Origin of the sequence: Rhodopirellula sp. MGV, from assembly GCF_002251265.1 — a bacterium.
Classification (GTDB): domain Bacteria; phylum Planctomycetota; class Planctomycetia; order Pirellulales; family Pirellulaceae; genus Stieleria; species Stieleria baltica_A.
In genome coordinates, this window is sequence record NZ_NPDI01000028.1 from 167,392 (window position 1) to 190,269 (window position 22,878).

The 22,878-nt window shown below is 55.2% G+C and carries 8 protein-coding genes and 1 pseudogene; 3 read left to right on the plus strand and 6 right to left on the minus strand.

Going from position 1 to position 22,878, the window contains the following annotated elements; all coding sequences use genetic code 11:
* The first annotated feature begins 96 nt into the window (after nucleotides 1-96).
* Nucleotides 97-597 carry a ferritin-like domain-containing protein gene (locus CGZ80_RS09655; protein WP_094413995.1) on the plus strand — a complete coding sequence of 167 codons (501 nt, stop codon included), beginning with the start codon at nucleotides 97-99 and terminating at the stop codon, nucleotides 595-597.
* Between the two features lie 22 nt (nucleotides 598-619).
* Here CGZ80_RS09655 and CGZ80_RS09660 read toward each other — a convergent pair whose 3' ends face one another.
* Nucleotides 620-2,704: a transglutaminase family protein gene (locus CGZ80_RS09660; RefSeq protein WP_094413748.1), complete on the minus strand. Its 2,085-nt coding sequence runs from the start codon at nucleotides 2,702-2,704 to the stop codon at nucleotides 620-622.
* Between the two features lie 393 nt (nucleotides 2,705-3,097).
* Here CGZ80_RS09660 and CGZ80_RS09665 point away from each other — a divergent pair, with 393 nt between their 5' ends.
* Nucleotides 3,098-3,508 carry a DoxX family protein gene (locus tag CGZ80_RS09665; protein ID WP_094413750.1) on the plus strand — a complete coding sequence of 137 codons (411 nt, stop codon included), beginning with the start codon at nucleotides 3,098-3,100 and terminating at the stop codon, nucleotides 3,506-3,508.
* Nucleotides 3,505-3,858, plus strand: coding sequence for a YciI family protein (locus CGZ80_RS09670; RefSeq protein WP_094413752.1), 354 nt, complete (start codon nucleotides 3,505-3,507; stop codon nucleotides 3,856-3,858). The genes CGZ80_RS09665 and CGZ80_RS09670 overlap by 4 nt, the downstream gene beginning before the upstream one ends.
* Nucleotides 3,859-3,876: 18 nt before the next feature.
* On the opposite strand, the gene CGZ80_RS09675 is transcribed toward CGZ80_RS09670, so the two are convergent.
* The 5 genes and pseudogenes from CGZ80_RS09675 to CGZ80_RS28585 form a co-directional block, all read right to left on the minus strand.
* The gene (locus CGZ80_RS09675; RefSeq protein WP_094413754.1) at nucleotides 3,877-4,986 is read right to left on the minus strand and encodes a serine hydrolase domain-containing protein; all 1,110 of its coding nucleotides are present in this window, start codon (nucleotides 4,984-4,986) and stop codon (nucleotides 3,877-3,879) included.
* A gap of 70 nt (nucleotides 4,987-5,056) precedes the next feature.
* Complete coding sequence (locus CGZ80_RS09680; RefSeq protein WP_094413756.1) at nucleotides 5,057-5,674, minus strand: hypothetical protein; 618 nt, start codon at nucleotides 5,672-5,674, stop codon at nucleotides 5,057-5,059.
* A 118-nt stretch (nucleotides 5,675-5,792) separates the two neighbouring features.
* Complete coding sequence (locus CGZ80_RS28575) at nucleotides 5,793-7,514, minus strand: Ig-like domain-containing protein (RefSeq protein ID WP_233148347.1); 1,722 nt, start codon at nucleotides 7,512-7,514, stop codon at nucleotides 5,793-5,795.
* A 96-nt stretch (nucleotides 7,515-7,610) separates the two neighbouring features.
* Nucleotides 7,611-9,128 (minus strand): annotated as a pseudogene (locus tag CGZ80_RS28580) (S8 family serine peptidase); the annotation flags it as partial.
* Nucleotides 9,017-22,609: a CARDB domain-containing protein gene (locus CGZ80_RS28585; protein WP_094413760.1), complete on the minus strand. Its 13,593-nt coding sequence runs from the start codon at nucleotides 22,607-22,609 to the stop codon at nucleotides 9,017-9,019. The gene CGZ80_RS28585 and the pseudogene CGZ80_RS28580, both read right to left, overlap by 112 nt.
* Nucleotides 22,610-22,878 lie beyond the last annotated feature (269 nt).

The window sequence follows — 22,878 nt, forward strand, 5'->3', positions numbered from 1 at the left end:
CAGCGGTGTGTGCACGGGGAATTCACTTCCTTGTCGCACCGTATCAAATACGACCAATCGCGAGATTGCCCGCTCGCACGACACGAGGAAAAAACGATGAAACTTGATTCACTTGAAAAGCTGTATGTCCATGAACTGAAGGACCTGTACAGTGCCGAGACACAGTTGCTTGAAGCACTCCCCAAGATGCAGGAAGCTGCTTCCAATAGCGAATTGAAGGAGGCTTTTGAGAGCCATTTGGAAGAAACGAAAACGCATGTCGCTCGTCTAGAAACGATCTTCAGTGACCTTGAATTCGAACCTCGGGGCCACAAGTGTGCGGCGATGGAAGGTCTGATCAAAGAAGGCGAATCACTGCTGAAGAGTGACATCGAACCGTCGGTATTGGATGCCGCGTTAATCGCAGCCGCGCAGCGTGTCGAGCATTACGAAATGGCCGGCTATGGTACCGCACGTACGTTCGCTGAAAAGCTCGGCCACCAAAAGGCAGCCGATGCACTTCAAGAAACCTTGAACGAAGAGGGCCATGCCAATCAAACGCTCAGCCGACTTGCCGAGCGTAAAATCAACTTTTTGGCGATGGGCATGGTCCGTTGAGGCGACGTCCGATAGCGCGACGTTACAGCCAACGCAGGTCGGCGACATGATCGCCGATCGCTTCGTTGCGTGGTGTCTGGCCTGGGTCGGGGGCGCGGTGCAGTTGCTTGATCACGCACCGTGCTTGCCGCCTTGTTCGGGCCTCCTCCAACGAGTCCGGCAAGCCCGGATAAGCTTGGCCGGACGGTTCCCATTGATACAAACTGATTTCCCAGTGTCGATCGTCAGGGTGTGATAAGGTAAAGACCAGCGGGTCTTGGGCTGGAAGCGGCGGGTGCAGTCCGCGTTGTGGGACAAAACTTCTATAACGCAAGCCGACCAGCTTGACGTTGCCTGATTCGTCTTTCTCCGAACGCAATGGGATATTCCAGTCCCGGTATTGCAGCGTCCAACCGTCGAGCGATTCCGGCCGATTGTTATTCCGCAAGCGAATCTCTAGTCGGTGAGTGCTCGCATCGATCGTGCGTGAGCCGCCACGCTGCATCGCGACGTCGCCAACCAACGGCCAGAATTCCATCGCACGCCGAAGTTCAAATTGCGTTTCGCCAAGGTTGCTTCGCGAGATCACGAGATCTTTGTCTCGCATCAGATAATGAACGATCGGGTCTTCGAGTCCGAAGCCATTTTGTTTCAATTCGGCAAGCACCGATTTGAGGTCATGGTGTAAGTGGAACGGGAGCGAGTACTTTTCGTGGAGCTCTGTTCCCCAATCCATTAGAGGGCGTTCGCAACGATGGGCCGCAAGCATACCGACGATGGCTCTTAAGAGTGCGGCGAGCGATGCGGTGGTTTCTGGGACAGGACCCATTCGAAACGATCGAAATTCAACCAGTCCCAAGCGGCCTCGGTTCCCCAAATACGGATTCCAAAGTTTCTCGATGTTGATTTCGGCGCGGTGTGTGTTGCCGCTTGGATCAGCCAAGAATGGCGCCAGGGTTTCCCAGATTGTCTCGGGCGTCGGATTTCCGATCCGTTGCAGCAGGTCCAAAGTCAACTTCAGCTCATTGACGGTTCCACGTACGCCTTCGTCGACACGAGGTGCTTGGCTGGCTGGCCCAATGGATGCGAAGGCATGCAGATATGACAGCGAGGGGTGATGATTGAAATATCGGATCAAGCTTGGCAGCATGCTTGGGATCCGCAGAAACGGGCTGCTTTGCGCCGTTGGCCCGCCAAGCGTGATCTGCCCCCCGCCACCGGAATCGCTTTCTTCACCGTTGTATTGCAGGCGGTACGATTCGAGACCCTCGTCATTGGCCGCGTTTTGAAGTCCTCGGAGGTTCTGCCATAAATCGACAACCTGATCGGAGGGCGCCATGTTGACTTCGATGACCGCGGGGTCTGCCGTCACCGTCATCCACTTGATCGTGTGATCAATTGGTGGCGGGAAGCCTGTGAGCATTAGCGATGGGACGTTCAAGTCATTGGCAACTTGCGCGATCGCGTCGAGCAGTTTGCGGAACATGTCGATATCGTCGATCGCCGGTAGCTCGATTTGCAATGAACCGTTATTCGCAAAACAGCTAATGAGGTAATCTCCGGTCGCTGCCAAATCGTCACTCGCCTGGACACCTTCGATCCGTTCCGATTCCAGCGCCGAACGCAAAAGCGTGGGGCGTTCTTCGACGTTGACGTTCGGTTGTGCTTCGTCGATTCGGAACAGCACGCGGGTGTGGTGAGGCGAAGCGAGCGTGGCGGCTGAGTAGCACTGCGATTGTAAGTTCGTGGTCAGCTCGGTTGCGAATCGTTCCGGTTCCGGTTCGCCAGCACTTGTCGCAAGCAGCGGATCCGGGGGGCCTTTCCAAGTGGGCACGCCATCACGACTTTCGTACAAGCCGTAGTTCCATCGCGGCAGGTCTTCGTCTTCGTACTGGCGTCCGACACACCGAATCACCGCGGCGTTGGGTGCCGCTTTGGCGAGTAGCGTGAAGACGCGCTCCGCACGCGTTCGTTTTTCGTCACCCAAAGCGCAGAACAGCCACTCCGGAGCTTCCGAAAACCGGTCCGTAAACGTCGGTTCGGCACCGATCCAAATCGGAAGTCCAAGTTGCGAAACAGCCGTATCATGCGCAGCAAGGGCGCGCAAAAACCCATCATCTGAATCCATTCGACGCCATACCCGACGAAGTTGTTGGAAGGATTGATTGAGTCAGCTCATCGCTAAGTCGCGCCGCCTTCGGGAAGTGCGATGACTGGACGGGGTAATGTAGTGCAATCGGCTAGTTGTCGCTGCGCACCCCCGCTGGCTTTCTGGCCAAAAAGCGAGCTGTCCTGTCGAAGTCACTCGCCTGGATTCGACCAGCGTTGTGAGGTTGATTTTTCTGCTTGGCAAGTTTTTCGCGATCGACCGCTTTTTTACGATCTGCGAACCAATTTGTACCGGGATCATGAAAGAGAATGCCGATCGTCAAGTATCAACCTGGTCGCCAGTCTGAAGGCTGGTGTGAAATCGCTTTGTAATCAACGAAAGAATGAAAGAGTCTTCGGAGAAACGCTAACAATGTCCAAATCAAAAATTGTCGGATGGATCCTCAGTGCGCTACTGTTTGTGTTCCTCGTTTGCCTAAGCGCTCCCGGAAAGTTCATGGACTTCGAAGGAAAGGCAGAGATGTTTGATAAACTGGGGTGGTCAGAGGACGTAATGGTCTACATCGGCTTTGTCGAGATTGGGATGACGGTGTTGTTTCTGATCCCGCAGACTGCGTTTATCGGCGCGATCTTGATCAGTGCCTACTTAGGGGGGGCTGTTGCGACGCATGTCCGCGTTGACGATCCATTCATTGTGCCGATCGTGATCGGCGTGCTGGCTTGGATCGCGCTGGGGTTGCGTGATTCGCGCGTCTTCCAATTGGCCTTTACCCGATCGACTCCCATTCAACCAGAAGCGGTCGATACCGTTACATCGTCATGAAGTATCTCGTTCTAATTCATAGCCGCGAAGACGCTTGGCCTGATCCTGAACACGAAGTAGCAATTCGAGAATCGGTGGAAGTTTGCCAAGCTTATCATCAGCAGGGCAAATTCATTGACGCGGCGCCATTGCAAAAGACATCGACGGCGAAGTGCGTGCGGGTGCGCGAAGGCAAGGCGTCAGTTCAAGACGGTCCGTTCGCGGAAACGAAAGAAGTACTCGGCGGCTATTTCCTGATCGATGTTGACTCAATGGACGAGGCGATTGAGTTCGCCAAGCAAATCCCAGGAACTCGGCGAGGGATTGCCGAGATTCGTCCGGTCATCGAAGTCGAAGGCTTGCCAGAGTGATCGCAACGTAGCGGCGGTTTAACGCGTCGCTTTTAGATTGCTGAGTACTGTTGTTAGCTCAGCTTTTGCCGTTTCGTTTTCTGGCAACGCGTTTTGGTCAAGTGCGGGAAGAAGGTGCTCCCAAACCAGGCCGAGTTGCTTCTGCAGATCTCGTGTGTTGGCAGTCATGACGACGACCGTGTCCTGCTCAGGCATCACGACACAGAACTGACCGTCTTTGCCATCACCACGGTAAACACCGTGGCGACAACGCCAGAATTGAAACCCATATCCTTGCCGCCAATCCGGTGAACCGCCGCTGGGGGCATCGGCGTTTTCCGTTTGCTTACTGGTTGCGAGCCGAATCCAATCGGCAGGGATTAGTTGTTTGCCATTCCATTGGCCATTCTGCAGATACAGTTGTCCAAACTTGGCAATGTCTTCGGTTTTGAGGTACAGCCCATATCCGCCCAGCGAAACGCCTTGTGGGCTCTGGTCCCAAGTCGGCTTTTCGATACCGAGCGGTTCGAAGAGGCGAGGTGTCAAGTAATCCAACACCGTTTCGCCAGTCACTTTTTGTACGATCGCCGATTGCATGTAAGTTGCTGGCGTGTTGTACAGAAATTTTGTCCCGGGCTGATGCGGAACGGGCGCGGCCAAAAATGTCTTGACCCAGTGATCGTTCTCGGTCGGTCGAGGTAGCGGTTCCTGTCCGGTGGTCATCGTCAGCAGATCGCGAACACGCATCGCCTTGAGATGATCGGAAGGATCCTGTGGTGCATCGTCAGGGAAGAATTTCAGCACCGGATCATCAATGTCCAGCAGGCCATCTTCCACGGCCAAGCCAACCGCGGTGGAAGTGAAGCTTTTGCTGAGGGACCACAAGACGTGTGGCTTTTCCGCTGCTTCGGGACTCCACCATGCTTCGGCAACCACATTGCCATGACGAACAATCATGAAGCTATGCATGCTGTCGACGGACTCATCGGCGGCTTTTGCAAAGTTGATGATTGCCGTGGACGCGATCCCTTGGGATTCAGGCGTCGCGCGTGGCAAGGTGGTGGCTTGTTCGAGATCTTGGCCTGAACTGGATTCGAGCATGAACTGGCCGAATCCGAGCAAGCTGATCAGGGCGAATGAAAAACGCATCGAGGATCAATTCAGGGTGAAGGGGAACCGAAGCAGGCGAATCGAGCTGACGCAGGCGAACTGAGGATGACTAGCGACGACGGCGAATGATGCCGAGCGTCGAGAACAGCAGGCAGGTCAACAAGCTGTGCGGTTCAGGGACTACTCCAGTGGCTGCGGTGATCGTGATCTCTGTAGGAGTGTTGTCCGAAGCAATGAAAGGATTCGAGGTGCTCGCGCTAATCCTAAACGTATCACCGACGTTTGGTGGCAGTGTCCCATTGGTGGTGAAATGCAGTTCTGCCAAAACGAGGCTACCGCTTCCTTGACTCAGAAAAACAGGTGGCGCACCGCCATCCTCGATCACCAGTGTGTCATCCGGAACAAGCGTCATTGTCGGTGTGAATGTCTTGCCGGAAAGACGCGCAGTGCTCTGATTACCGAAAACGTAGTCAGCAGGGTCTGGCAAACCAGAGGGTAGAAACTCGATGGAACCAGGGCTCATGCTGGAATCGATATGAAACGTGAACTCGTAGCCAAGAAATAGGTCGGGAAAAAAATCTGGGGCATCACTTGAAATGGTGAAGGTGACGACCCCGGTTGATCCGGCTGGTACCAATGCAGAAGCTTGGCCTTGAACCATCAGTCCAGCACTAGCATAGCTGGACAAAAACATCGTCATCGCAAGAAGTGTCAGTCGCAGATTCATCGAAATAATTCCTCCCGTGGTATACATTCTGCACCTTCGCTAATTTAGCGGCATGGTGTCAGTTTTTGTCAGCGATAATGTCAAAAACGGCATTAACTTTGGACTTATTCGACGTCCATTAGTCGTCGAGATCGAGTGACCCGTCGACCGATTGTCCAAGGTTTTCGGCGATTCGATAGTAGTCGTCATAGTTTGTTATTTCGTCGCCGTTGAGATCACCGTCGGTGGAGCCGGTTGCGCCAAAGTGTTGCACAATCGGCGAAACGTCGTAGTAGTCGACCGTTCGGTTGCCGTCTGCGTCACCGAGTAGACGATAGAAAGCTAATGTTTCGGCGTCCGTCGCGATGACGCCATCGCCATCCAGGTCAATTTCCAGCCGATAGTAGCCATTCCCGACCGCCGAATTGCCATCGCCGCCGATGCCGCCGCTTCCGAAATCAATCGCCATGACTTGATCGATCGAACTGACTCGGCCTTGAAGGTCGACGGGGACAGCTGGGCCAAGCCCATCGTTGTCAAATCGGTTCAGCCGAATGCGATCGTTCGCCGGGTCGGCATCATCCAGGGTCGCGATGATCGACGCAAAGTCTTGTGAGTTGAATGTCACGTCCAGGTAGCGAATGAATGATCGTTGTTGGGCCCCACGTTGCACATCGAAGTCAATGATTTCGAGGTCTGACGGGGCATCGAACTGCAGTTCGACGGTGGCGTCCGCGGGTGCTGAGGGTGCGGGTTCAACGTTTTGTCGTCCGTCTTTCCCAATGGTATAGAAACGGTAGGAGTGAACGTTTCCATCGGTCATCGCACGATAGTCGATGGAACCGGTGTAGATTCCGTTGACGTCCGCTTGCCCGGCAGGGACAACGCCAAGGCTTTGGGGGATCGCGTCGTCGACCGATACAAACACTTCAAAGCTCTGCAGCAATGATCCGCCTTCGTCGGAACCGCTAAAGGTTACATTCAATGTCGGAGTGGTATCGTCAACCGAGTCGACCTGAGTGACGGGCAAGTCCAAGTCTGGCACGTAAGTTCCCGCTTCGAGGATCGGCGATTTGGATTCTCGATTGCCTGCCGCATCGATCGCAATGCTATAGAAACCGACAGAGTCGTCGCTTTCGGCGTTGTACATGGCCATCGCTTGGTTGGCCGGAACGGAAGTCCAGAACTCCCATGGCGCGCCGTTTAGCTTGCGATAGATTTCAAAGGACACGATTCCTGATCCGGCACCGGCAGCCACTGTATCTGATCCCGAGACGAACACTGGGAAGGTCTTGTCGGATTGTGTTTGGGACAATGCGTGGACGTTGCTGGTCGGCCCGGATCGGTCCGTGATCCATTGGTCAGTTTCCGTGTTGGACCCTGCATTACCCGCGAGGTCACTGATATTCGATGAGGAAACGTCGATGGTATAAATTCCTTCGTCAGTGGTGAAACCGGCGAGTCCCGCGATGCGATAGGTATTTCCCGACAGTAAGGATGTCGTGATCGTAGAATCGAGGGCAACGACCACTCCATTTCGTCGCAAAGTGATGTCGTTGTGATCGAACGTTGATAAGTCAATCGGTTCGTCAAATGTCACGTCGATTTGGTCAACGGCCGTTTTGCGTGGGTCAGGTGTGATATCCACGACGTCCAAAATTGACGGGGCGACGTTGTCGAGCGGATGATTGCCGAAGTCAACATTGTTACGGTTTTCACCGGGAGCCAATTCGATGGTGTATCGGAATTCACCGCCTGCGGAGGTGCCCAATTCACCGGTGGAGTCGTTCCCGGATGGATCGCTGGTGTCGACCAGTTGAGAGCCGTCATAGACCGTGACGGCTTCGGCGAGGGCCAGCATGTCCAAACGCCTAAACGCCGCACCGGTATTGAACACACTGTCGTTTTCGTCATCTCCGTCGACGACGATCGCACCGGAGATGTCCAAAAGGTAGCGGAACTCGTGAGGGGAGAGTTTTCTGCCGAGTTGCTCGAATGCGATCTGCTGAGCGATGACTGCTGCACCGGTCACAAACGGTGTTGCCATGCTGGTTCCACGCATGGTGCTGACGCCGCCGACCGCGTTGGCGGCTGTGATCAATGCACCGGGGGCGAGGACATCAAGCATCTCGTGGTGACGTTGCGAAAAGCTCGCGATTCGATCCGCGTCGGACGTGTAGTCGGTTCCATTTTCGCCGAAGGACCAGGGACCGCCGCGATTGGAATCCCAGACCGCACCGACAGAAACAGTGTTCGGATCCGCTGCGGGATAGGCCAAACCTTCGATCCCGGTTAGACCATAAGCGTTGCCCGCGGCTGCGACAGCGATGATGTTTTGACTGGCAAGCGTGGCGAGTTCGTCATCGATTCCGTGCAGTCCCCGCGACTGAGTCCAGTTCAAGCCGTCACCGACCGAGAGGTTGACCGCGGCAATTTTGTAATCGTTCGCATTCGCGATGACCCACTGCAACGCTTGCTCGACATAGCTGAAATACCCGACCCCGTCGTCACCAAACACTTTGAGGTGGATGATTCCGACGTCTGGGGCAACACCCAAGTACGCCGGATTCTCGGACGCAATGACGCTGGTGACGTGTGAACCGTGACCGGAGTAGTCGGTCGCGTCAGCATCGTTGTCGGCGAAGTCGTATTGGTACACGATACGGTCGGCCACGCCGTCACCATCCCCATCAGCGCCAAAGAACGGGTGGTCCACATCGATGCCGGTATCGATGACAACGACCGAATACCCGCTGCCGTCGAACGCGTTGAAACGCGAGTCAGCGCGGAAGCTTGTCAGTTCGATAAGTTCGGCGGCTTCGGGAGCGATCGGCCCGACGAATTCTTCGCCCGGCGAAAAGGTTCGCCCCGTGCTGGCGTTGTTGCTGTAGGAGCGTTGTAGTACGGCGCCATCAGCATGTGTGCCGGTATCTGATGCGCCGGCCGCTCCAGGGAAGGTTTGTGAGAAGCCGCCTTCAACGACTTCGGCGATCACGTAAGTGCCCGGACGTAAGTTGTCGAACTCATATTCGCCGCTCGAGTTTGTCGTGCGTGTGACTTCGCCACTGTCGAGCATTCCGTTGTCATTGGCGTCGATGTAAACCGTCCAGCCTGCGAGCCCAGGTTCTTCGGTTTGACGAAGGCCATCTTCATTGCTGTCGTTCCAAACCACGCCCGAAATGGAACCGAGTGCAACCAAGCCTGCGTCCCAGCGATCGTTTAATCCGTTGATAACGCTGAATGGTGCCGTCGAACCGGTGAGGTCGTCGACATCGCTATCGGTAAAGTCACTGCCGACGTTCAGTTTGGTAAAGCCAAATCCGTTCGGTGCGGTGAAAGACAGCGAATACTGGTCGTCAAGACTCATCCCGGCAAACGAATAGAACCCGGCCATATCGGTTGTGGTCGAATCGACAAGCGTGGCGTTCCCGTTGACAACTCGGAACAGCTGGACGTCAACGTTCGCCACACCGGTTTCGTTCGTGTCTTGAATCCCGTTGAAGTTTGCGTCGTTAAATACAAAGTCGCCGATCGAGCTCCGCCGGCGGGTACGGTGACTTGCCAATCCGGAATAGCCGGGACATCTTCGATATTGCCGGAGTAATCCGTGGCAACGCTGTAGAACGAATAGGTTCGTCCGAATTCGCCGCTATACGTCGCCGACGTTTCATTCGTCTGGGTTTGCCATAGCGAGAATGTTCCGCCATCGATTGCGACGTAAATATCGAAATAAGCCAAGCCGCTTCCACCCTGGTTGTCCTCGCCGGACCACTGAACGGTAAACGTTGGGGACAAGACGTTCCCGCCATCGGCGACCTGGCTCGTGGGGGCGATTTGATCGTCCAGGTTGGTCCAAGACAGTTGTGGTGTGACAGAGGGCATATTGCCGGCGAGGTCTTCGATACCGGTGCCGATGCTCAACTGATAAACACCTGGCGAGTCCGTGATTCCTGTCAAACCTGTTAAGCGAACAAGGGTCTCCGAAATCACGTCAATTGCCACTGAACTGTCGATGAGGTTGGCACCGCCATCAAGTGTCAGTTGCAGATCAGAAAGGCTGAGAAGGGACCAGTTCATCCGTTCGTTGCTAAACAGGTCGATCGATGAGACCGGTGTATCGCGTGGGTTCGGACCAACATTCAGCAGTTCGACGAGGGGGGCGGTTTCATCGAGTGTGACATCGATGAATGAATCGGCAAGGTTAGTCGCCGCGTCAACGGTTCGGACCCGAATGCGATGGGCGGCGCCATCACCAAGGGTGAACGTGTGCGTAAATTGTGTACCGGTTACCGTGGCGTAGCCGAGGTCTTGTTGGAGAGTTTCGTCATACAACCGAACGCTAAGTCCTGTTTCGGCAAGCGTACCAGTGAGGGTTAATACACGTTGGTTGGTCAAGCCATCGGTGTCGCTCTGTCCGGTGTCAGGAGTGATCGCGAGATCTTCCGCTGGCAACGGATTGCTGAAGTCCATGACCCACTGGACGGTCAATGCGTTCGCACCCAGGTTGCCAGCGAGGTCGGCGATGCCGGTTCCATCCACCGTCAACGAATACGTTCCCTCGAGTCCCTGGTTCCAATTGGTTCCTTTGATCACAAACTGTGTGTCGCTGATTTGTTCGATGGACACAAGTTGGTCGATCAGGTTGGGCCCACCGTTCCGAGTCAAAATTAAATCGTCAGTAGTGAAGGAAGTCACATCGATTGGTTCGTCGAACTCAACGTCGAATTCCAACTGCACCGTTTTGCGCGGCGTTGTTGGCTGTTCCAGGTCGATCAACTGCGGTGCGGTTTGGTCAAACGTGAACAGGACTGTTTCGGTACCGATTCCTGCGGTGCCATTTGAATCCGCCACTCCGCTGGCATCAATGGAAACCGCGTAGCTGCCTTCTGAGTTGACGACAGTATCAAAATTCAAAATGCGGAACTGTTGTTCGCTGACGGCCTGAATCGTCAAACCATTGGTGCTGACCACATTGCCCTCGAACATCAGACTGAGGTCTGCCAGGTCGAAGGTTGCTGCATCGATTGGGCCCGAGAAAAGTACGTCAAACGATTGCAGCGGGCTGTTGTACGAGGACGCGAGCTCGATGTCGAAAACGTATACCGGGGCCGTCCCGTTCGTCCATGTTTCTGTTTCGACACCAAGGCCTGTGTTTGCGGCAAAGTCGGCGATGTTGGCCGCGTCGATTGCAAGACGATAGACACCGGCATCGGATGTGAATCCGCTAAGTCCGCCGATCGCGTACAGTCCATCACCTAGATCGGCAAACGTCACGGTATTGTCGAGGGGCACCGCGATGCCGTTGCGGGTCAGCGTCAGGTCGTCGAACGACAGTGTTGCCAAGTCGATCGCTTCGGTGAATTGAATTTGGATCGTTTCGACGGCCGCGTCGCGCGGGTCCGGCGTGACATCAAAAATGTCCGTCAACTGCGGAGCGACTTCGTCGTCGAGCCGATAGGAAATCTGATAGCTGGACGACCCACCGTGATCGAAAATATGAAGCTTGTTTTCGTAGACGGGGCGTTCGCCGTCGACTTTAAACGTGCGATCGGTCAGCCAGGCATTGGTTCCGATCGGAACTTCAGTGCCGTCATCGCGCAAAATTCGGTCCAGTAAATACTGACCGTTGCCCGGGTCATCAATTCTCAGGTAGCCGAACTCGTCCGGCATCACCACACTGACTTCGCCGTGGAGGTTCCCTAGGACAGGCGTTTGGATGACGGAGCCGAGCGTCCCGGCGCCGACCGGATGAACCGACATGTCGCTTAGGTGGACCGTGTCGGGTAAGTCGAACTCGTCAGCGACGTCGTTTGTTAAAAAGTCGTACAGATCATCTGCGCCGACGCGTGGATCGCGAACGGTGTGAATCAATTCGAAGATCTCGACTTCTTTGACGATCGACGTTCTGGGGTCGCCAAATCCAGTCAGGTGTTCGAACGATGCGGTGTAGTCGACGAAATGTCCTTGCAGGGAAGATGTCAGCTGCCAACGGCCGACACGTGTCTCGTCCGGCAGAATGTTACCCATCGTGATCGTCAATGATTCCGGTTGGGGCTCATTGTTCACGTCCGCACCGACGATTTCGAAATCGATCAAGAGACCTTTTTCGTTCTCGATGATCTTTGGCTGGGCGGAAACGATCTCCAAATTGTTGGCCGTCCCTTTCCCAATATTGCTGACCATAATTCCAAGGTCATAGGGAACCGAGGGTTCGATTTCATCGGTAAATGGGTCGTCGCTATAGACGTCGCGCTGATGAAAATACTTGAGCTTCAGGGCGGCGTCGGGATAAACCGTGATCGGTGCGGGGTAGAGCGGCACGTTGATGACTTCGCCGTTCAATTTGTACGTCATCAATCCACCGACGGTGTATTCGGTCGGGCCTTCCGGTGCCGCCAAGTCGGTGGGCAGCAAGGTCCACTTCAAAACTCCGGTTGAGTCTGCGGTCAAATCCCACATCGGGGCTTCAGGAGTGCTGCCGGGGGCTGGTAAGAAAGCGGCCGCGATGGCTTCGCTGATTGCGAATCGGTCATCGACCACTTCGCCCGAAGCCACATCGACGACAGTAATAAAGACTTCGAGGTCTTCGAGTGGTGACGCGGCACCGTTGTTGACTTCCAAGGTCGCTTCAAAAGCGGTGCGCGTCATCACCACGTCTTGTTCGAGTCGTAACCGGACGGCAGCGCAGACGTCACCTGCGGCGGCAAAGATCGTGTGATCAGAAGGCGGCAGTTGCTCAACGGTACCGTCTTCTTGAACGATGATCGGTTCGCCAAGCGAAGCGGCTGGGTTCAAGCCGACAGCCTGTTTGAATTCCTCTTCCGTTCCGTCGTAAGCGTTCACCAGGGTTTCTGGATCCAGCATGTCTTCGAAAAACGCGTCCAACGCCTCAGCGGCCTGTCCCGATGTGGCACAGGTTGCGTCAGCTAGGATTTGTTCGAATCCAATTGTTTCCGAAAGTGGTCCAGCTTGGACATGAGCTTCGCCGGAAAGTTTGAATCCGTCAAAGCAGATTTGGCCGGTAGCGTCTTCACCGATGCATTTCTTGATTGATCCTGATACACCAGTGCTGAGTTTTACGAACGCATGTCCGCCCAGTCCGAAAGTGTTGCCATTTGAATCGGTCGCCGTTCCGGAGAGGGCAACCCGAACGGCGGCGGAGGCACCGACGGAGATCGAGATTTCGCCGCAGGCAGAGAAGTTGCCTTCGCAGTCACGTTCAACCGTTCCTGTCCCCACGATGCTGCCGCTCAGGTTGAGTGGGATACCGGCGGTCAGTTCGAATGCGTATGTGACCCCGTTCACCGTCTTTTCATAGCCGGCGCTGGCACCAATCGTGTAAGTAAACGACGCGTCTCCGCTGATCGAACCTGTACCTGAGAACTTTAGGCCGGTTCCGCCATCTTCTTCTTCACAGCAGGTTTCCGCAGTGACTTCGATTTTGCCTTCGGCACTTAGTTCTGCTTCGACGGGGCCAAGGTCAATCTCGGGGACGGGAATGGGGATGCCGACCGAGAGCGTCAAACTTGCTTTGACACAATCGCATTCTTCCGGTGGGTTGTAATTGAAGACAGGGTTGTTCAGGCTCGGTCCAATATTGCCTCCGCCACCAGTTCCGCCGCCGCCGACAAATCCGCCGCCGGAGTATCGGTTTCCGCAACTCCCGTGGGCATTGAGAATCGGGATCGGGACCGAATAGGGAATTCCGAACGGGCCACACAACAGAATCCATCGAATGGTCGCGGTGTAGGAGCACGGTCCGTCGTTACTGGCAAGAAGGTCGCTTGGGAACGCCGCTCCGAGTGAGATGCGACGAATGATGACTGGGATTTTGACGGAGCTTTTGGCAGGCAGGACATCGATGTTATCGATCAGCGGGGTGATTTCCCAAAGTGGATGGCTGGGAAATTCCAGTCGCAAATCCTCGGCTTGAATCAGTCCTTCGTTGCGAATGGTGAATTCGATCTGTTGGAATCCGTTTTCGACTTCGGCCAAATCGATCTGACCGGGATCGACGACGATGACCGGGATCGGGACGTTGGTTTGGAATTCTGACTCGATTGTCACGCGCGTGCGATCTTCGAACTCGACCGGTTCCACATTCCAGTTGTACGTTACTAATCGTGTTTTTATGAATGCGGTGCGTTCAGTCGTCATGCCAGGCTCGATAATGAGGGACGACCGCGTCGTGTGGTGATCGGTTGCGGTGACCGCCAGTTCATAGTTGCCTTCGGGAATCGCATCGACTTGCAGCATCCCGTTCGCGTCGGTGGTTCCTGACACGATGACTTCGTTGGTAAACGGATCGGTCAAAGTGACCGAAGCGCCCGCCACATTTTTCCCGCCTTCGCCGTAGTAGGTCAGCTCGTCGACGACCGTGATTTTAAGTCCACCGGTCGCATCGGAAGCCGCCGTAAACGTGAACGGGATGCTGACCGCCGAGGCATTCGTCGGGTCCAAGACAATGCTGCCGGAATACGGTCCTAGCGGCAATTCGGTGCCGGGATTTAGCACCAGTTGAAGCTTGGTGGTTTGGCCCGGTGCCAGAGATGCGATTTGCGAGGGTGCAGACAGCCATGGCGCGTTGGGCAACAGCACGCTGATCGGTCCAGTTTCGGCACCGCCATCGTTTGTGATCGTCACATCGACCGGGGTCAGTCGGCCACGCAGCATGCCTTCGTCGAGTCTGGCTGGGACTTGTAATCGGCCCATGCGTGGAATCACTGTGACCGATACGGGCACATCGAGAACCGGACCTTGTGCGGTGGTCACATGGATTTTGAAATCGGCGATCGTGATCGAATCATTTAACACATCGATGCGATACGTAAACGCTTCGGTGTCGCGTCCATCCAATTGTGCGAAGGAAGGAGGCGTGACATCGATGTTGAGGTTCTCTGGTGCGCCGACGACTTCGAATGTGATCGCGGTCAGGTCAACGTCGCTCAAGTTGACGATTTGCAAGTCTTGAACCAGCGACTGGCCATCTTTGATTTGGTGGCTGGTCGACTTTGGAATGACTCGCATCCCGATCAAAGTGAAGGCGTCTTGAGCTGCGGGTTTGCTCTGTCCCGGATGGGCGCCGGCGATCACATAGTTACCTGCCTCGCCGGGAAGCGGCGTAAAGGTCGCGACGAATTCGCCGTTGGCATCGGTCGTTGCTTCTACCTTTCGAACGAAGTCACCTTCGTGAGTGACATAGACGATGACGTCTTCTCCGGCCGCGGGTAAACCACTATCGGCAATCGTGGCGAAGCCTTCGATCTGGATCGGCGTACCCATCACCGCTTGGGTGATTTGGGTTGAAGCGGTGACGTTGTATTCCGCGGTGACGTTGATGAGGTTTGAAAAGCCGCGGTTGTTGTCTTCGAGAGTTTCGTCGATGGTGAAGTTGACATCGGACTCGACGATCAGAAAGTACTCGCCGACCATCTCCGGAAGTGCGATCGGGGCATTCACGGTCAGTTCCGCATCGACATCAAGTGATTGACCGATCTGGTGCTGGAACACCAAGGTATCGTTGCTGCTCAGGATCGGATCGCTTGACAGATAGATTCGGTCCGTCCAGCCTGCCGGGGCAGGTTGTCGGCCTTCGTTGCGTACTTTGTAAATGACATCGATCACGCGGTCCGTTAAGCCACTCGTGGGAACTTGGACGTCGGCGACTCGTAAATCCGGTTTGTCGACATCAGAAACCACAAGCACTGCAGAACCGGGATTGAAATTTGTGGCGATGGCGCTGATGGTGACAAATTGCAGTCCGTCGGGAATGAAGTCGTCGACCGCATTGATTTCAAAGGTGGTTTCGGATTCACCGGCAGGGATTGTGACCGTACCAGCCACGGTCGCTTCGGAAGTGTCATTCGAAAGCAGCGTTACCACGAGTGCTTGTGAGTTGTCCAGCGTGTTGCGGCGTACCGTGCCCTGTGCGGCCGGATTCGTTGCGTCTTCGTTGACCAATCCACGATCGAGAGTGACCGTCAACGTGGGACTGTCATTGTCGCGGACTTCGATGGATGCCGTGCCGCCGGGTGGAACCGGTGTGACGCGATCGATCGGGTCAATCGCCATCGCTTCGATCGTCAGATTAAGCGAGTCGCCTTCGACCAAATTGTCGACCGGATACATCGGGAAATCGACATACATCTGGCCCGATGGAATGGTGACGGTGTTGGGCACATTCAGACGGCCAGGGTCACTGCTGCGCAATTGAACGACTTGCGAATTCTCGCTGGCGACGGGGCGAGTCACGCGTCCGATGCTAGGGTAAATGGAGTTTTCGCTGACGAATGGATCCAGCGTCAGTGCGAGGTCTTTGCGATTGACGTCGCGAACCAGAAGCGATTTCGTGTCTTGACCGAATCCTTTCGCCGTTACGTTGTACGCTCGATCGATTTCGACCAATTCATCGCTAAGGGCTTCGATCAAGAATGTTGTCGAGGCTTCGTTGGCATCAAGCGAGACACTGATCGGCACACGCAGCTGTGTGTTACTGCTGACCGTCAGTGTGACCAACATCGGATCGGCATTGATTGACAGGTCTCGTGACACCGTCGCCAGAAGGGAGTCGCCTTCGTTGACTTCGCCGGATGCCAAGGAAAGTGTCAACTGCGGCACGGCGGTATCGATCACGGTCAGCCCGATCGCATCGGAGGAGTAGCTGTCTGATTCGGTCCCGTCTGGATTGAGGACGGCGGCGGTGACGTTAGCGATTCGGTCGCCGTCAGCGGTCGCGTCCTGGACGGGCGTGGCCAAAAACTCCACCCACAACTGATTCGCGGGAATGGTAACCGTTTCGGGGACAGTGATTTCGGTTAGGTCGTCGCTATCGAGGTGGACGGTTAGCGGGCCGCTGATATCGCCGCTTCGGGTCAACCGCAGCGTCAACGGATTGCCGTCTTCACGCACCGAAGTGGATGCGGCTGAAAGCGTTAGCGTGATCGGAATCACGGTCGCGAGATCCGCCAGGGCGGAATTGTTCGTTTCGTCGGACTCCGTCACCGTTTGTCCGGTGTCGACATCCACCTGAAGCCGCCATTCGCCTGGTTCCAAGCCAGCAGGGATGGTGACCTGGCGGGACCGCACCGCAAACGATCCTGCGGCGATCGATTCGTTGTCGAAGTTGAGACTCGCCAACTGGACGGAGCTGTTCTGCTTCACCAAGTAAACACGCTCGGTCCAAGAACCTTGCAGGTCCAGCGTGCTGGCATTGGTCGTTTGCCAACTGACGTTTGTCTGCGTTCCGGTGAAAATGAATGCCGGCCCGGTGATCGCTTGCGGTGCGAGGTCAGGGTAGTCGTTGAGTGTGGCGCTAAACGTCACCGTCGCTTCGTTATTTGATTCGGCGTCGCCAGCGAGGTTGGCTTCGGCAATGGAACCAAGTGCATCGGTGGTGACGATGATTTCAAAGTCGCCGGTACCTGCCAGGCCGTCGGGCAATTGGAATGACGCCGTTCGAAGCAGTTCGCTGCCCGGTAGTAGATCGCCCGATATGGCCGGATCGTATGGCAGCGTGACCGTGCCGATCACCGTCATGGTGTCGGAATCAATAAGCTGAACACGATCGCTAAACGGCGACGACACCGCGCGTCCGCCTTGATTGATCGTGGTGAAATCAACAGTGACCAGCTGACCAGAATAAATGTCGCTTGGCGGAGTGAGGGTGAGGTCGCCGATCACCAAGTCGGATAGCTCAATCGTCAAACTGGTTTGATAAACGTCGTCCGACTGACCGCCCTGTCCATCTCTGTTCTGGTCTAGTTCGTTGCCGACCAAGTCGGCGACGTTGGGGCCGATCGTAATGTCGTACGTTCCCACGTCTGTTTGAGGTAGGAACTGAAAGCGGTAGATGTTTCCACCGAGATGAAATGGTGCGGAAACATCGATGTTACCGGGCGGACCGGTAAAGAGAATGTCATTTGCACCGAGTGTGGTTTCATCGATCGGTTCATCGAAGGTGACATCCAAGTAGCTGTCGGTCGCCGTGGCAGTCGCAACCGCCCTGGTAATTCTGGGGCCGATGGTGTCGATAGTGATCGCCGCTTGGAAATCGTTGCCGAGCGGATTGCCGCTCACGTCGGCGATGTTTTGATCCAAGATGACAACATAGGTGCCGTCTTGTTCGATCAAACCCGGGGTGGTGATTTGGTATTGAAGGATGCTGCTCGAAGCGGCATCAATCCCGACGGTGAACCCGTTCCAATTCTCGTTGCTAAGGCTTCGCCAAGAAACGGAATCGAATGTCCCTTTGAAACGCAATGTCCCGTGCGGTTCACCGGTGCCGAGTAGTCGGTACTCGAACAGGCCATCGCCCAAGTCGACGACCTCTTTGAAAGAGGTTCCGCTGCCCCAATATCCCGCATCGTTGCCGTCGCTGGCGTTTCCAAAGCTGAGGATGTCGAAGTCGCGATCAAAAGCGTAACCGTTCCCATTCAGGCTGACATAAGAAAACACTGGATTGGCAATTGGCTTCGAAAACACAAGCGACTGCTCTCCGGCACGATTGAGGGCGATGATGTCTGTGCCGCTGGGAATATTGGTAACTTCGTCACTTGTGTACGGTGACGTCGCCGGGTTTCTTCCTCCGCCACCGTTCTGCCAGTAATCTGTTCCCCCGCTGGGCTGAAAGAACGAAATACCTTGCGGGTTGTTGTACGTGACCGATACCGGACCGCTGTCGGTCGTGATCGTTCCCAAGCCGGTGAAGCCGGCGGTTGAATTTCCGCTAATCCAGTCGGTCCAGAAAATCGTTCCGGCGGTGCTGCTGACAGGAATGATTTCTGATCCGGAGAGGTCAAGTGGGCCGCTGGGGCCGATGATCGTGACTTGCCCTATGTCGAAGGTGTCCGGGTCGATCGGTTCACTGAATTCCACTGTCAAGACATCGACGCCATCACGACGAACGCCAGTCGGTGAAAAGGATTGCACGAACGGTGCGATCGTATCGGGCAGCAATTCGAACGTGTCGACTGGCTCGTCGCCAGGTTGTCCGTTGAGTGCATCGCCGTTCTGGTTGGCCTGGTTTCCGGCAAGATCGCGAAGCCCTACCGATCCGCTGATGGTGTAGGTCCCGGCTGCGAAGATCGAATCAAATTCGAACGTGTAAACGTCGCCAGAGCCAAAGCCGTTGGTCAACGGAATCAGCCCAGACGGCCCTGTCATTGTGATGTCTTGTGGCAGAACGCTGGACAGGTCAATCGCTTCACTGAACATGACCGTACGGCGGTCCAGTGGTGCATCTTCGGTTGCAGCACCTGGCAACACCGCGGGACCCATGGTGTCGACTTCAATGGTGACGTTGTTGTCTACCGAAGTGCCAACGGGTGGTGTCAACGTTGCGGTGACGGTGTAGTTGCCGTCGATCAGCGTTGGGGCGGTGACCGAAAGAGTGCCCGGGTTGGCGATCCAGGTTAAGTAATCCGACACGCCATCGTTATCGAAGTCGATTTCGACCTGACCCGCTTTGTTGATCGACACATCAAATGTCGGCGTGGTCACGTTGGTCAATCTGTCGGTGTTTGACACACCCGAGTCACTTCCGCTTTGCAAGTCGATGCCGACGCTTGCCGGGATTGTGACTAAGTCAAAGTTTGAAAGGTCGGGACTGACGATCGAATTTCCCGCAAGGTCGACAACACCGTTGATTGTCAATTGGTATCGTTCGTCGAATAGTCCGTCTTGGAAAGTTAAGCGAGCGGTGTTGGTGCTTGGATCAAAGGTGACGTTTTCGATCGGTATCGGAAGATCGTTACCGTTGTCAAAAATGCCATCCCCCCCGGTACTGGTCAGCGTGTAGTTGGCGATCGTTTCAACACTTGCAGGGTCCATGCCACCGGCATCAAAGAATTCGATTTCGACGCCCGTTGAAGAAGGCGTTACCGTCTGGCGGATCGGCGGGGTTTGATCGATCGTAAAGTAGCCGACATAGTCTTCAAACCCGGGGACAGCCGGGTTCCCATCGAGCGGGACGCCATCGTCGTTCGCAAGCCCGGCGTCACCAGAGTACGCCGTGATTTGGTAGGTGCCTTCGTCTAGAAATTGTGACTGGCGTAATCCGCTGTACCGCACCAGTGATTGACTGTAGTTATAGAAACCTATTTTTCCGGGGCCGAGCGGATCGGGGTCGTTGACGCTGGCATTAAAGAATTCGACACCGTCACTGGCACGCCGGATCGAAACTTGGATATCGCCGTTGGAGTCATAGCGAATCGCGAACTCGTACTCGGTATTGTCGGCCCAGCCATTGTTCGAAGTGTTGCGGGCGAGAACCTGTAGCTGGGCGGCGCCAAAGGTAGAGTTTTCACCATCCCAAAGTCGATCGACAACACCCGATGCACCGGCCGAATTCGTCATTTTGATTAATTTGAAACCGGCCTCGGCGGCACCTTGGTTTCCTTGTTTCCAAGACAGCAAGTAGTAATCGTCTGGTCGCGAGGTGGTGTCTGCATTGAAGCCGAATGCGATCCCGATATAGTCATCGTCGCCGGTTGTTTCGACCGCGATCCGGCCAACAAACTCACGATCAATAAAGTCAGTGTCGCTGACAAAGAACGTGGGGTTGCCGTTGACATATTGTTTGACGCTTTCGCCACCATTCTCGATCCGCCAGTCGCCTGCGCCGCCGTTGCCTGAATAATCGTGTTCAGTCCAATTGTTCAGATCGATTGTTGCCCCTTGGCTGGGCAATAAGTCGATGCGGTCGGTCCCATTGAGATAGGCAGGGGCGACAGGGATGGTGATGTCGTCACCGCCACCAAGTTGCCGGTCGGGACCAAGGTCGGTCAAAACGTAGGAGGCCGGATCGTTGGCGCCGTCAAAAGCAACCGGTTCGGAAAGGCCCAGCGTGATCCGAGTGATGTCGTCTGCCGTAAATCCGTTCGGGGATTGTGAGTTGATCGTTGGCGACGAAGCGGGAATGTGAACGGGGATGGAGACCTGGTTGTTGCTCAGTGACGGTTCTGTGATCAATCCATCGTCATTTACATTGACGATCAAGAAATAGTCACCAGGTACGATGTCAGGAACCGAGACGGAGACGGTCAGCGTTTCTTGCAAGCCAACGTCCACCGAATCACCCGTGGTCAGGGATCCGACCGGGGTGTCTGATCCCAAATCAAGCTGTGGGTCAGACGACAGGTAAACGACATCGGATCGTCCGGCCGGTGTTGTGGCAAAACCTATGTTGTCGACTTGGTACTCAAGCGAGAGCGGTTGTAGTGCTTGCGCGATCAATGAACCGGTGATCGCCGAGGCCGAAAGATCGGCAAGCAGTGGAGTCGGCGTGTTGAATGTGATGTTGTCGATCGCAGAGGTGTCTGTGGTGTCACCAAGTGTAAGGACGACTTTGGCAATGCCCGGTTCGGCAATGGTTACCAAGTCCTGGGTGGCCCCTCCGGCGTTGAACGTATCAGAGAACAGGACAGCGCCGGTTTGGTCGAATGCGGTCGCCGTTACACCGATTCCTTCCGCATCGATCGCATAAAAACTAAAGAGGTCGGTGGAGGCGGGGACGGAAGTGCCAGGGACGACAAACGTAAACTCAACCTCACCAGTTTCTGTGGGGTTGGCCGTTGGGTCAGCGAACACATACGGGGCGGAGACGGGAACAAAGTCGCTGGGGAATGCGTCGGTAACTTGCAATTGGCCACCGAGTGTCGAAAACAGGATGCCCTTGTCGACGAACTGATCGGAGACGATTGCGCCTGCCGTAAGTTCCTCAAAGGTGATCTGCTGGTTTCCGACATTGGGATCGACGTACATCGCCGACTGCGGAATCAACTGTGATCCGGTGGAGGCTGTGTTCCAATGCAGTTCCAAACCACTTTGGCCGACTGAGTTTGCGGAGAACAGCAAATCGACCGGGTACAGTCCTGGCTCGGCGAAACTTAAATTGAAGCCACTGAATGAGAATGCGCGATCGCCAGTCGATCCGATGAACGCGTTGTCAACGGTCAGATAGAACCCATCGTCGCTGCCGACCGAAATCGAGATGTCGATGTCATCCGTAGCCGGGGTTAGATCCATCGATTCTTCGACACGCAAGTAAAAATCGATGTCGAGGATAAAGTTCGATGCCGACAACCCAGAGACCTGATCCGGCGGAGTCGTCGTGCTCGCAAAAAAGTTATTGAAAGAGTTGCCAACGTTGATCACTGACCCGGGGTTGGGAAAGTCCACAAACGGGCTCAGGGTGGTGCCACTTGGTGTAAGCGCCGCGATGGTCGCAGGTGTTGGTGCGGGGCCACCTCCGATTCCATTGTAAAGGTCGATCGAAACGCCATCCCCCGCGACGATCGGCAATGGTGCATCAGCGGATCGATAGCTGACTTCAAAGTTATCGAGAGTGAAATAGGTCCCGTCGTTGCTTCCGCCTTCGGTTCCGGGCAGCGTATCAAATTCGATCGAATGGATTTGTTTTCCGCCCGTATCGTTCATGTCGATACTGAAGCGTACTTGTGAGTCTTCGGCGGTTTGTCCGATCAGGTTTCCGGCGGCGTCAAAGGCGTAAAGACGTTTCAGTGTTGTGTCGTCATCAGTGTCATCGAAGGAGACCGCATCGACGCCTCGATTGAATTGGGCAACGATCCCGCTGGTGTGATAGTTGTCCAGGCCGCTGCTGGTATTGAATGCACCGATGACGAAGTCGTTCTGGTCGCCGACTTTGATGTTGCCAAAATTACTGTTCGTCAGATGAACACCATCGGCATCGCCACCAGTGGCGCCCGCCGAATCATCGTCGGTGAAAGTGACTTGAAAATCTCGGGGGCCGTTGAAGACCAAATCGCCTTGATTGTTTCCCGCGTCGTCGAGTTGTGAATTGAAATCCAACTGCAACGTGTCAGACGCCAACATGCGGCGGTCTTCGAGTTGTTCCAATCCCCAGATTTGCCGGGCGAACTGCTTCCTGCGTCGTGCCCGTTCTGTATTCGCTTTTCCTCGCAACGCTCGCAATTGCATCTTCCGAAATCCTCTGGTTGGTGCTCTGACGATCGGGACGGCCCCCCGGATGGAAAGAACCTATGGGGTCATGGGGGGCCGTGCAACCAGCACAGACGTTTCAACCGAAGCATTTCATCAAGAACTTCACGGTCGCTTCGTGACAGGCCAACAGTGTTGGTAGAAGTCGGCGTGATCGCGTCGTTTGAGTTCGATAGTGAACGGATCCACTCAGCCGATGATGCACTGGCGAAGAGGATTGAATTCGCCGTGCTTTTTCAGGGGACAGC